Below are 11850 nucleotides of genomic sequence, written 5' to 3'. Positions count from 1 at the left end.
TTTTCAATTGCGTGCGTTGTTGAAAATTGCTAAAAACCCGGCGATTTCGGGTTTTCGCTGGGTAAACAGTGTCACAATATCTTCAACGGCCTTACCCGCACCGAACTTATGCCAGGCAAGGCTTAAGGGGGAAGGGGGACGCATAGTGGGGATGATGCAGCTGACCAAGTGCCCGCTATCCAATAACGGCTGGCATATCGGTTGCGGTACGAATCCAATACCGACTCCTGCAAGATGCGCTGCAAGCTTGGTTTCCATGTCCGGAACGATGATCTCTTTTTGACCGGGAAGGCGCCACGCGACCCGTTTGCTCAGAGTCCGCGCGCTGTCCTCAATGTTAATCGCCGGAAAACGACGAAGTTGGGCTTCTGTCAATGGACCGCTGGCGTCTGCCAGTGGATGGTCCGCTGACATAACAAATCGCCACTGAACAGAACCCAAAGGATCGAGGGTAAAGGTGTTGGCCATCGGTTCCGTGCCAGTAACGCCGATGGCCAGCGAGAACCCTTCATACAGGAGTGAATCCCACACGCCCATATAAATTTGCCGGGAAAAGTGAAACTGAGTAAAGGGATAGCGTGCGTTAAGCCAGGATAACAAGCGTGCGACGGCTTCAGGGCTGTACAGCAGGTTGTTAACTACAATATTCACCTGGCGCTCCACGCCGTCGTTCACTTGCTGCAATTCGCTGGGCATGCTGTCCAGCCAGGCGAGCCAGTCTTTTGCCTGTGAAAGAAGGTGAGATCCTGCGGCAGTTAATGTCACGCTTCGGGTTGTACGAAAAAACAGCGCGACGCCGGTATTTTCTTCCAGAAGCTTAATACGATAGCTGATGGTGGCTGTGGTTTTACATAAGCGCTCCGCCGCCCTGGAGAAACTCCCCGTTTCGGCAACGCCGATAAAGGTACGCAGTGTTTCCGGGTCAAACATCGTCAGCTACTCCCTTAATGTTCTTCTACAAACCTGATTTCTTGTTCTCTGATTTATAAGTATTTTTGCATAATGGCCTTGTTTAAATTGTGGTCTAAATCTAGTTTTGGAAAATTTTTCCAATTTTGTGTTGATGTTAAATCACGAAGGTTTTAGATTGCATGGTATTGAAGCCGCTATGTGTTCTGGTCGCGGTTCAGCGGAATTCAGTTACAAGGAAATAATGATGAAACTTGAGGTCTTACCGTTAAATCAGCACACGTTCAGCGCCTATGGCGATGTCATCGAGACGCATAAACGTGATTTTTTTCATATCAATGATGGGCTTGTTGAGCGTTATCACGATCTGGCCAATGTGGAGATCCTTAATCAGGATCGCACCCTCATCAGTATCAATCGCGCGCAACCGGCAGCAATGCCGATTGTTGTGCATGAGCTGGAGCGCCACCCATTAGGCACCCAGGCATTTATGCCAATGAATGGCGAAGCGTTTGTGGTGATTGTCGCACTCGGTGAGGACAAACCTGACCTTTCCACCTTAAAAGCCTTTATTACCAATGGCCAACAGGGCGTGAATTATCATCGAAATGTCTGGCATCACCCGCTGTTTGCTTGGCAAACCGTAACCGATTTTCTTACGGTCGATCGCGGCGGCAGCGATAATTGCGATGTTGAAAGTATCCCGACACATGAGCTCTGTTTTGCGTGACGCTTTCGGCCTTCTTGCTTAATATGCGCATATTGTTCATTGTTTATGCTCATATTTTGGGCCGGAGTAAACGTAGTGGAGACGGAAGTAAGACGGCGCGGCAGGCCAGGGCAGGCGGAGCCGGTTGCGCAGAAAGGCGCTCAGGCGCTTGAGAGAGGCATTGCGATTTTGCAGTACCTCGAAAGAAGTGGAGGCAGTTCGTCAGTGAGCGATATTTCCGCCAGTCTGGATTTGCCGCTCTCTACGACCTTTCGCTTGTTGAAGGTTTTACAGGGTGCTGATTTTGTCTATCAGGACAGCCAGTTAGGCTGGTGGCACATCGGTTTAGGCGTATTTAACGTGGGCTCCGCGTATATTCATAATCGCGACGTCCTGTCGGTAGCCGGACCGTTTATGCACCGATTAATGCTGCTGTCAGGCGAAACGGTTAATGTCGCGATTCGCAATGGCACCGAAGCGGTGTTGATTGGTCAGAAGGAGTGCAAATCGATGGTCAGAATGTGCGCACCTTTAGGCAGTCGTATGCCGTTACATGCTTCCGGTGCGGGAAAAGCGCTGCTTTATCCGTTGATGGAAGAAGAGTTAATGGACATCGTCGTGAAAAAGGGGTTACAGCAGTTTACGCCGAACACGTTGGTGGATTTTCCTACTCTGCTGCGCAATCTGGAACTGGCGCGTGACAATGGTTATATCGTCGATCACGAAGAGCATGTTATTGGTTTGAATTGCATCGCATCAGCTATCTATGACGATGCAGGCAGTGTCGTTGCTGCCATCTCTATTTCGGGGCCCGCATCCAGACTGACAGAAGATCGTTTTATCAGTCAGGGGGAGCTGGTACGGGATACTGCACGAGATATCAGTACGGCGCTGGGTTTAAAAGCCCCCGTAGCTTAAGTCGCAACCCGCTCAGAGGAGCGGGACTTTTTTGGATTTTTTCAAAGTTGGAAAATTTTTCCAATAAATAGAGGTAGAAAGAAAATGGCAAAAATGAGAGCCGTTGACGCGGCAATGTATGTGCTGGAAAAAGAAGGCATCACCACCGCATTTGGAGTTCCGGGGGCGGCAATTAACCCGTTCTATTCCGCAATGCGTAAGCACGGAGGCATCCGTCACATTCTGGCTCGTCACGTTGAAGGCGCTTCCCATATGGCGGAAGGCTATACGCGTGCGACGGCAGGAAACATTGGCGTCTGCCTTGGCACTTCCGGTCCGGCAGGCACTGACATGATCACTGCGCTGTATTCCGCTTCTGCCGATTCTATTCCTATTTTATGCATTACTGGCCAGGCACCTCGCGCTCGCCTGCATAAGGAAGATTTTCAGGCTGTTGATATTGAATCTATTGCCAAGCCGGTCAGCAAAATGGCGGTAACGGTGCGTGAAGCTGCGCTGCTTCCTAGGGTTTTGCAGCAGGCATTCCATTTAATGCGCTCTGGTCGTCCTGGTCCAGTATTGATCGATTTGCCTTTTGATATTCAGGTTGAAGAAATCGAATTCGATCCAGACATGTATGAACCGCTGCCAGTCTACAAGCCCGCAGCCAGTCGCAAACAGATTGAGAAAGCGCTGGAGATGCTGATTCAGGCTGAGCGCCCGGTCATCGTGGCTGGAGGCGGGGTGATTAATGCTGATGCCAGCGAACTGCTGCAACGCTTTGCTGAATTAACCCACGTACCGGTAATTCCTACGCTGATGGGCTGGGGATGCATCCCGGACGATCATGAGTTAATGGCCGGAATGGTGGGGCTGCAAACGGCACATCGTTACGGCAACGCCACGCTGCTGGCCTCCGATATGGTGTTCGGTATTGGTAACCGTTTTGCTAACCGACACACCGGCTCTGTCGCGAAATATACCGAAGGTCGCAAGATCATTCACATCGATATTGAGCCGACGCAAATCGGCCGCGTCCTGTGTCCGGATTTAGGTATCGTTTCGGATGCCAAAGCCGCGCTGACTTTGTTGATTGACGTTGCTCAGGAGATGCAGAAAGCAGGCCGTTTACCTTGCCGGAATACCTGGGTTGATGAATGCCAGCAGCGTAAGCGGACGCTCCTGCGTAAAACCCACTTCGACAATGTCCCGGTTAAACCGCAGCGTGTGTATGAAGAGATGAATAAAGCCTTTGGCCGTGATGTCTGTTACGTCACGACTATTGGCTTATCGCAAATTGCTGCCGCGCAAATGCTGCACGTATTTAAAGACCGTCACTGGATCAACTGCGGTCAAGCAGGCCCCCTTGGCTGGACGCTGCCCGCGGCATTAGGGGTTTGTGTGGCCGATCCAACGCGTAATGTCGTTGGGATTTCCGGTGATTTCGACTTCCAGTTCCTGATCGAAGAGCTGGCGGTGGGCGCGCAGTTCAACATTCCTTATATACATGTACTGGTCAACAACGCGTATCTCGGCCTGATTCGTCAGTCGCAGCGCGCTTTTGATATGGATTACTGCGTCCAACTGGCGTTCGAAAACATCAACTCCAGCGAAGTAAACGGCTATGGCGTTGATCACGTCAAAGTGGCAGAGGGATTAGGATGTAAAGCCATCCGCGTATTTAAACCTGAAGATCTGGCTCCGGCGTTTGAACAAGCCAAGGCACTGATGGCGCAGTACCGCGTTCCGGTTGTGGTCGAAGTGATCCTTGAGCGTGTGACCAACATCTCTATGGGCAGCGAGTTGGATAATGTTACCGAGTTTGAAGAGATTGCAGACGGTGCGATGGATGCGCCAACCGAAACCTGTTTTATGAAATACGAATAGAAGGGGTGACAGATGTTACGTTTCTCAGCCAATCTTTCCATGTTGTTTCTGGAATACAGTTTTCTTGAACGCTTCGATAAAGCGGCACAATCGGGGTTTCGTGGCGTAGAGTTTATGTTTCCCTACGATTACGATATTGATGTATTAAAGGAAAAACTGCAGACCAATAAGCTGGAGCATACGCTGCACAATCTCCCGGCAGGAGACTGGGCAGCGGGTGAGCGGGGCATCGCCTGTATTCCGGGTCGCGAAGAAGAATTTCGCGATGGTGTCGCGTCAGCTGTTCGCTATGCGAAAGGGCTCGGTAATAAGAAGATCAATTGCCTGGTGGGTAAAACACCTGCGGGTTTTTCTGCCGAACAGATCCAGCAGACGCTGGTGGAAAACCTGCGCTATGCGGCAAATACGTTAGCGAAAGAAGATATTTTATTGGTGATTGAACCGATCAACCATTTTGATATTCCTGGATTCCATCTCACCGGGACTCAGCAGGCGCTGGCTTTAATCGATAGCGTCGGTAGCAATAATATCAAGATACAGTACGATATTTACCATATGCAGCGTATGGAAGGGGAATTAACCCAGACCATGACCACATGGGCAAATAAAATAGGTCATTTGCAAATTGCCGATAACCCTCGTCGTGGAGAACCGGGGACTGGTGAAATTAATTATGACTTTATTTTTAAGTTTATCGATAAATCAGGTTATGACGGATGGGTTGGTTGTGAATATAAACCACTGACCACCACCGAAGCGGGATTATCGTGGATTAATCAATATCGATAATTTGTAAGGGATTTCAGGCATCGCTATTTTTTTCCACCTTGCTGGAAGGGGATCGTGTTGCCTGAATTCAGCAAAACCGACAGAGATATAAGAGGTTAAAAATGAAACTGGGATTTATTGGCCTGGGTATTATGGGGTCGCCAATGGCTGTCAATCTGGCTCGCGCCGGACATCAATTACATGTCACGACCATTGGTCCGGTTGCGGACGAATTGCTGTCATTGGGGGCTGTTAATGTTGAAACTGCGCGTCAGGTAACTGATTTCGCAGACATCATCTTTATAATGGTTCCTGACACGCCGCAGGTAGAAGAAGTGCTTTTTGGCGAACAGGGTTGTGCCAAAACCGTATTGCAGGGAAAAACCATTGTCGATATGAGTTCTATCTCTCCTATTGAAACAAAACGTTTTGCGAAACAGGTTAGTGAGTTGGGCGGAGATTATCTCGATGCGCCCGTCTCTGGCGGGGAAATTGGGGCTCGCGAAGGTACCTTATCCATTATGGTTGGCGGTGAGCCAGATGTATTTGCACGGGTCAAACCGCTGTTTGATATTTTGGGTAAAAATATCACGCTGGTCGGCGGTAATGGTGATGGGCAAACATGTAAGGTGGCTAACCAAATTATCGTTGCCTTAAATATTGAAGCGGTTTCAGAGGCATTAGTCTTTGCTTCGAAAGCTGGCGCGGATCCCGTTCGTGTGCGTCAGGCATTAATGGGCGGATTTGCTTCTTCCCGTATTCTAGAGGTTCATGGCGAGCGGATGATCAAGCGTACATTTGATCCTGGTTTCAAAATTGCATTGCATCAAAAAGATCTCAATCTTGCATTACAAAGCGCCAAGGCACTGTCATTGAATTTGCCTAATACGGCAACCTGTCAGGAATTATTTAATACCTGTGCCGCGAATGGAGGGAGCCAGTTGGATCACTCGGCTATGGTTCAGGCGTTGGAATTAATGGCAAATCATAAATTGTCATGATCATTGGTATCGCTGCAATTACTGCAGCGATACATTTTAATCAGACACACTTTGGAAAGGTGCATGTCATGAGTGAAAAGAAAACATCCGGTATTGAATACTGGAAGAAGATTGTCGTCGTAATGAGTCTGGGCTGGGTGGCAATATGGATATATCGCACCGTGCTCACGCCTATTTATCCTGAGATCCAGGCATCGCTGGGTAATGTCAGCAATGCTGAAATAGGTGCTATCGCCAGTTTCTATTTCTTCGCCTATTGCAGTATGCAAATTCCCTGTGGAATTCTGGTAGATAAGTTTGGCCAGAAAATTATGCTGATGTGTGGGTTTACGCTGTTTATTATTGGTACGCTGAGTATTGCAAAAGCCACTGGGCTGGTGATGATTTATGCGGGTTCGCTAATGGCGGGTGCGGGCTGCGCCTCGTTCTTTAGTTCTGCGTATTCACTCTCTTCAGCAAATGTCCCACAGGCTCGTCGGGCACTGGCTAACGCCATTATTAATAGTGGCTCAGCAATTGGGATGGGGATCGGGTTAATCGGTTCCAGCGTGTTGGTAAAAAGCATGAGCATGGCCTGGCAAAATGTGTTGTTTCTGGTTGCAGCCATTCTGGTGGTGATGCTGTGCGTATTCACTCTGGTTATTCGTGGTAAGGCAAAAACTGAAGTATCTGCTGCAAACCAGAAAATTCAAACGGTAACGGCGTCAGAAGAAAAGAGCCCGCCGCTGTTTTCGGGTCTGTTATGTAGCGTGTACTTCCTCTACTTCTGTACCTGCTATGGCTATTACCTGATCGTGACTTGGCTTCCGTCTTATCTGCAGACTGAAAGGGGATTTGACGGTGGCGCGATTGGGGTGGCCTCGGCGCTTGTCGCCGTGGTGGGTGTCCCGGGCGCATTGTTCTTTAGCCATCTGTCCGATAAGTTTCGCAACAGCAAAGTTAAAGTCATTCTTGGTCTGGAAATTATGGCCGCCGCAATGCTGGTATTTACGGTGCTATCGCCAAATACCACTATGCTGATGGTCAGCCTGACTCTGTACGGTTTACTGGGCAAAATGGCGGTGGATCCGATTCTGATCTCCTTTGTTTCTGAACAAGCGTCATCCAAAACGCTGGGCAGAGCATTTAGCTTGTTTAACTTCTTTGGTATGAGCTCAGCGGTTATTGCGCCAACATTAACCGGATTTATTTCTGATTTGACTGGATCTAAAGAAATAAGCTTTGTTATCTCTGCTTGTCTGGTTGTTACCGGAACGTTTATTTTTGCGGCCGTCACGTTATATAAAAAGAAAGCAACGACAGTCATTGCTTCAGCATAAAAACATAATTAAAACTATTTAACTTAATTCTTGATTGTTTTTGTTCCGCATAGCTAAACCCATTACAACGTTATCCGATACGTGACAAGAGGGATTTATGGAACATCAAAGAGATCTATACCAACAACGTGGTTATAGTGAAGATTTATTACCAAAAACGGCCGAGCAACGAAATTGGAAAACATTCAACTATTTTACATTATGGATGGGTTCTGTGCATAACGTACCTAATTACGTTATGGTTGGCGGATTCTTTATTCTTGGACTTTCAACATTCAGCATCATGCTGGCTATTGTTATTAGTGCATTATTTATTGCGTTAGTTATGGTAATGAACGGTGCAGCCGGAAGTAAATACGGTGTACCTTTTGCCATGATTTTGCGTGGCTCGTATGGTGTACGTGGATCGCTGTTCCCCGGGTTATTAAGAGGGGGGATTGCCGCAATTATGTGGTTCGGTCTACAGTGTTATGCCGGATCGTTGGCCTTTCTTATTCTGATTGGCAAGATATGGCCTGGTTTTTTAACTTTGGGTGGTGACTTTACCTTATTTGGACTTTCTCTGCCGGGACTGATTACATTTCTTATGTTTTGGCTCATTAATGTCGGCATTGGTTTTGGTGGTGGTAAGGTATTAAATAAATTTACTGCAATTCTCAACCCCTGCATTTACATTGTATTTGGTGGGATGGCTATCTGGGCGATATCTCTGGTAGGAATTGGCCCGATTCTGGACTACATTCCCAGTGGTGTGCAAAAGGCGGGTAACAGCGGATTTCTGTTCCTGGTAGTGATTAACGCAGTCGTTGCAGTATGGGCCGCTCCGGCGGTAAGCGCATCCGACTTCACGCAAAATGCCCACTCATTTCGTGAACAAGCGTTGGGTCAGACGCTGGGTCTCATTGTCGCATACGTGCTATTTGCCATTGCCAGCGTGTGTATTATCGCCGGAGCCAGTATTCATTACGGAATGGATACGTGGAATGTTCTGGATATCGTTCAACGTTGGGACAGCTTATTTGCTTCGTTTTTTGCGGTGCTGGTTATATTGATGACGACAATCTCTACGAACGCTACCGGTAATATTATTCCGGCTGGTTATCAGATTGCCGCCATTGTACCTACTAAATTAACGTATAAAAACGGTGTATTGATTGCCAGTATTATTAGTGTGCTGATTTGTCCGTGGAAGTTAATGGAAAATCAGAGCAGTATTTATCTGTTTCTGGATATCATTGGTGGAATGCTTGGTCCCGTTATTGGCGTTATGTTAGCGCATTATTTTGTCGTGATGCGCGGTAAAATTAATCTTGATGAATTATATACCGCCAGCGGTGATTACCAATATTATGAAAACGGATTTAATCTGACAGCTTTCTCCGTAACGTTAGTGGCAGTCATTCTTTCACTGGGCGGGAAATTTATTCCTCTCCTCGAACCGTTATCGCGAGTGTCGTGGTTTGTTGGTGTTATTGTCGCATTTGTCGCCTATGCCTTGCTGAAGAAAAGATCGGTTGCTGAGTCAGCCGAAGCACAAAAAGCCACAGGGCAGATGTGATGAAATCAGTAAGCGCTGATTTAAACGTGAGTTATTTATAAAAATTATCTGTATCCATACAAGGAGTTCGTTATGTCTTTTGATTTAATTATTAAGAACGGTACTGTTATTTTAGAGAATGAAGCTCGCATTATTGATATTGGCGTCCAGGCTGGAAAAATCGCCGCCATTGGCGAGAATCTGGGTGAGGCGAAGCAGGTTATGGATGCGACGGGTCTGGTGGTTTCACCAGGCATGGTGGATGCACATACCCATATCTCTGAGCCAGGTCGTACTCATTGGGAAGGGTATGAGACGGGGACGCGTGCCGCTGCAAAAGGCGGTATCACCACGATGATCGAAATGCCCCTCAACCAGCTGCCTGCAACGGTGGATCGTGAAACCATCGAACTGAAATTTGATGCGGCCAAAGGTAAGTTGACCATTGATGCCGCGCAGCTTGGCGGTCTGGTTTCTTATAACCTCGATCGTTTGCACGAACTGGATGAAGTCGGTGTCGTTGGCTTTAAATGCTTTGTTGCCACCTGTGGTGACCGCGGTATCGATAATGATTTCCGCGACGTGAACGACTGGCAGTTCTACAAAGGCGCGCAGAAGCTGGCGGAAATGAATCAGACGGTATTGGTGCATTGCGAAAATGCGCTCATCTGTGACGAGCTTGGCGCGGAAGCAAAACGTGAAGGTCGCGTGACGGCGCATGATTATGTGGCCTCACGCCCGGTTTTTACCGAAGTGGAGGCGATTCGTCGCGTACTGTATCTGGCTAAAGTTGCTGGTTGTCGCTTGCACGTCTGTCATATAAGCAGCCCGGAAGGCGTGGAAGAAGTGACCCGTGCCCGTCAGGAAGGTCAGGATGTGACCTGCGAATCGTGCCCGCATTATTTCGTACTGGATACCGATCAGTTTGAAGAGATTGGTACCCTGGCGAAATGTTCTCCGCCGATCCGCGATATGCAAAATCAGCAAGGTATGTGGGAAAAGCTGTTTAACGGTGAAATTGACTGCCTGGTTTCCGACCACTCTCCATGCCCGCCGGAAATGAAGGCCGGCAATATTATGCAGGCGTGGGGCGGCATTGCCGGACTGCAAAGTTGCATGGACGTTATGTTTGATGAAGCGGTGCAAAAACGCGGTATGTCGTTGCCACTGTTCGCGAAATTGATGGCAACCAATGCCGCCGATATTTTTGGTCTGAAGCAGAAAGGACGTATTGCCCCGGGTAAAGATGCCGACTTCGTCTTTATTCAACCGGACAGCAAATACGTTCTGAAGAGCGAAGACCTGGAATATCGCCATAAAGTTAGCCCGTATGTAGGCCGTACAATTGGCGCGCGCATTACGAAAACTATTCTGCGTGGTGATGTTATTTATGACATTGAGCAGGGTTTTCCTGTTTCGCCAAAAGGTCAATTTATCCTTAAACATCAACAATAATGTGATGTGAATTAATGCCCGTCATGTTGGCGGGCATTCTCTATTTTAAGGAATGAATATGCTTCCTGTTATTAATCGCGAAAGTTTGTTGTCCGGCTTTCAGTGGTTTTTCTTTATTTTTTGTAATACGGTCGTGGTCCCGCCAACGCTGGTTTCTGCTTTTCATCTTCCTGTGAGCAATCTGCTAATGCTCACACAGTACGCTTTTTTAACGACGTCGCTGGCCTGTCTGGCGCAGGTAATTTGTGGCCATCGCCGAGCTATTATGGAAGGCCCCACCGGTTTATGGTGGGGAACCATTCTGACGATTACCCTGGCTGAAGCATCACGTGGGACGCCACTCAATGATATTGCTACCAGTCTGTCTGTTGGCATTGTTATTTCTGCTGTACTGACAATGATTATCGGCTTTAGCGGCTTAGGGCACCGATTAGCCCGACTTTTTACCCCAACGGTGATGGTCTTCTTTATGCTGCTGCTCGGTGCGCAACTGACCACCATCTTTTTTAAGGGCATGTTGGGATTACCCTTTGGTATTGCGGATACCAGCGTCAAAATTCAACTGGTGCCCTTTAGCCTGGCCGTTGCCGTGATGTGCTTCATTCTTGCGATGATCATCTTTTTACCACAGCGGATCTCGCGCTATGCCCTGTTGGTGGGGGCGATAGTGGGATGGGGGCTTTGGCGATTGTGTTTTCCATCAATGACCTTGCCGGCTGGTGAATCAAGCTGGCAATGGTTTCCGTTAGGCAGCCACGGCAAACTTTTACCGGGAATTATTCTGACGGCCGTTATCACCGGCCTGGTGAATGTCAGTAATACCTATGGCGCAGTGCGTGGCACGGATGTCTTTTATGCGCAGCAAGGCTCCAGCAGTTCACGTTATCGCCGCAGTTTTATCATTTCCGGTTTTATGACGTTGGTGACAGTCCCTTTTGCTGTTATTCCATTTTCGCCCTTTGTCTCTTCTATTGGCTTGTTAACACAGACCGGCGACAGCTCGCGAAAATCATTTATTTGTGGCAGCGTATTATGCTTATTCGTAGCGATAGTTACGCCGCTAACCCGCTTATTTTGTGCCATTCCGCTGGCCATCAGCAGTGCCGTGATGTTGGTTTCTTATCTTCCACTGCTCTATTCCGGTCTGGTTTTTAGCCAACAAATCACATTTACCGCACGCAATATTTATCGACTGGCGCTCCCGCTATTTGTCGGCATTTTTTTGATGGGGCTTCCTCCGGTTTATTTACAAGATCTTCCGCTGACGATTCGGCCATTACTGAGTAATGGCTTGTTGGTGGGAATTTTACTGGCGGTGCTTATGGAAAATCTCATTCCATGGGAACGCATTAAATAACATGATGAAAA

The 11850-nt window shown here is 48.0% G+C and carries 10 protein-coding genes; 9 read left to right on the top strand and 1 reads right to left on the bottom strand.

Features of this window, described 5'->3' with window-relative positions:
* Positions 1-3: 3 nt before the first annotated feature.
* Complete coding sequence (gene allS / locus ACU8YC_RS10905) at positions 4-930, bottom strand: HTH-type transcriptional activator AllS (protein WP_187252884.1); 927 nt, start codon at positions 928-930, stop codon at positions 4-6.
* A gap of 226 nt (positions 931-1156) precedes the next feature.
* On the opposite strand from allS, the gene allA reads away from it, so the two are divergent.
* The 9 genes from allA (at position 1157) to ACU8YC_RS10860 (ending at position 11839) form a co-directional block, all read left to right on the top strand.
* Positions 1157-1639, top strand: a complete 483-nt coding sequence (gene allA / locus ACU8YC_RS10900; protein ID WP_003835778.1) for an ureidoglycolate lyase — start codon at positions 1157-1159, stop codon at positions 1637-1639.
* Positions 1640-1714: 75 nt separating this feature from the next.
* Positions 1715-2536: an HTH-type transcriptional repressor AllR gene (allR, locus tag ACU8YC_RS10895; RefSeq protein ID WP_370618804.1), complete on the top strand. Its 822-nt coding sequence runs from the start codon at positions 1715-1717 to the stop codon at positions 2534-2536.
* An 84-nt stretch (positions 2537-2620) separates the two neighbouring features.
* Positions 2621-4402: a glyoxylate carboligase gene (gcl, locus tag ACU8YC_RS10890; RefSeq protein WP_187252883.1), complete on the top strand. Its 1782-nt coding sequence runs from the start codon at positions 2621-2623 to the stop codon at positions 4400-4402.
* Positions 4403-4414: 12 nt separating this feature from the next.
* On the top strand, positions 4415-5191 hold the full coding sequence (gene hyi / locus ACU8YC_RS10885; protein WP_187252882.1) for a hydroxypyruvate isomerase: 777 nt from the start codon (positions 4415-4417) through the stop codon (positions 5189-5191).
* Positions 5192-5292: 101 nt separating this feature from the next.
* Positions 5293-6171: a 2-hydroxy-3-oxopropionate reductase gene (gene glxR, locus ACU8YC_RS10880; protein WP_252837960.1), complete on the top strand. Its 879-nt coding sequence runs from the start codon at positions 5293-5295 to the stop codon at positions 6169-6171.
* Between the two features lie 68 nt (positions 6172-6239).
* Positions 6240-7490, top strand: coding sequence for an MFS transporter (locus ACU8YC_RS10875; RefSeq protein ID WP_252837961.1), 1251 nt, complete (start codon positions 6240-6242; stop codon positions 7488-7490).
* A gap of 97 nt (positions 7491-7587) precedes the next feature.
* Positions 7588-9048 (top strand): allantoin transporter, encoded by a 1461-nt coding sequence (locus tag ACU8YC_RS10870; protein WP_446895329.1) that lies wholly within the window; start codon positions 7588-7590, stop codon positions 9046-9048.
* Positions 9049-9120: 72 nt separating this feature from the next.
* Positions 9121-10482: an allantoinase AllB gene (gene allB, locus ACU8YC_RS10865; protein WP_446895328.1), complete on the top strand. Its 1362-nt coding sequence runs from the start codon at positions 9121-9123 to the stop codon at positions 10480-10482.
* Between the two features lie 58 nt (positions 10483-10540).
* The gene (locus tag ACU8YC_RS10860; protein WP_446895327.1) at positions 10541-11839 is read left to right on the top strand and encodes a uracil/xanthine transporter; all 1299 of its coding nucleotides are present in this window, start codon (positions 10541-10543) and stop codon (positions 11837-11839) included.
* Positions 11840-11850 lie beyond the last annotated feature (11 nt).

The organism is Citrobacter sp. VF227 (assembly GCF_052950715.1).
Note: the sequence above shows the minus strand (reverse complement) of the source record. Positions and strands in the feature narration are given on the sequence as shown.